The organism is Curtobacterium sp. C2H10 (genome assembly GCF_025407985.1).
In the GTDB taxonomy this organism is placed as follows: Bacteria; Actinomycetota; Actinomycetes; order Actinomycetales; family Microbacteriaceae; genus Curtobacterium.
In genome coordinates, this window is the sequence record NZ_JABXGF010000245.1 from 1 (window position 1) to 242 (window position 242).

A 242-nucleotide genomic window follows, 5' to 3' on the forward strand; every position below is an offset into this window, starting at 1 on the left:
TCGAGCTCGTCGAGGAGTTCGTCAAGGGCGTCCTGGTGCTGTTCGTCAGGTGGCGGGTCCGCCCGAAGACGGCTGGGCAGGGAGCACTCCTCGGGGCGACGCTCGGTGCCGGCTTCGCCGCGTTCGAGTCGGCGGGGTACGCGTTCAACGCGGCAATCACCGCGCGGGGCATCGACCTGGTGTCCGTGCTGCAGACTGAGGTCGTCCGTGCGGTCCTGTCCCCGGTCGGGCACGTGCTGTGG

The 242-nt window shown here is 70.2% G+C and carries 1 protein-coding gene; it reads left to right on the plus strand.

Features of this window, described 5'->3' with window-relative positions:
- Nucleotides 1-242: PrsW family intramembrane metalloprotease (locus HWD93_RS18815; RefSeq protein WP_261647646.1), on the plus strand; the 242-nt coding region annotated here is incomplete at both ends.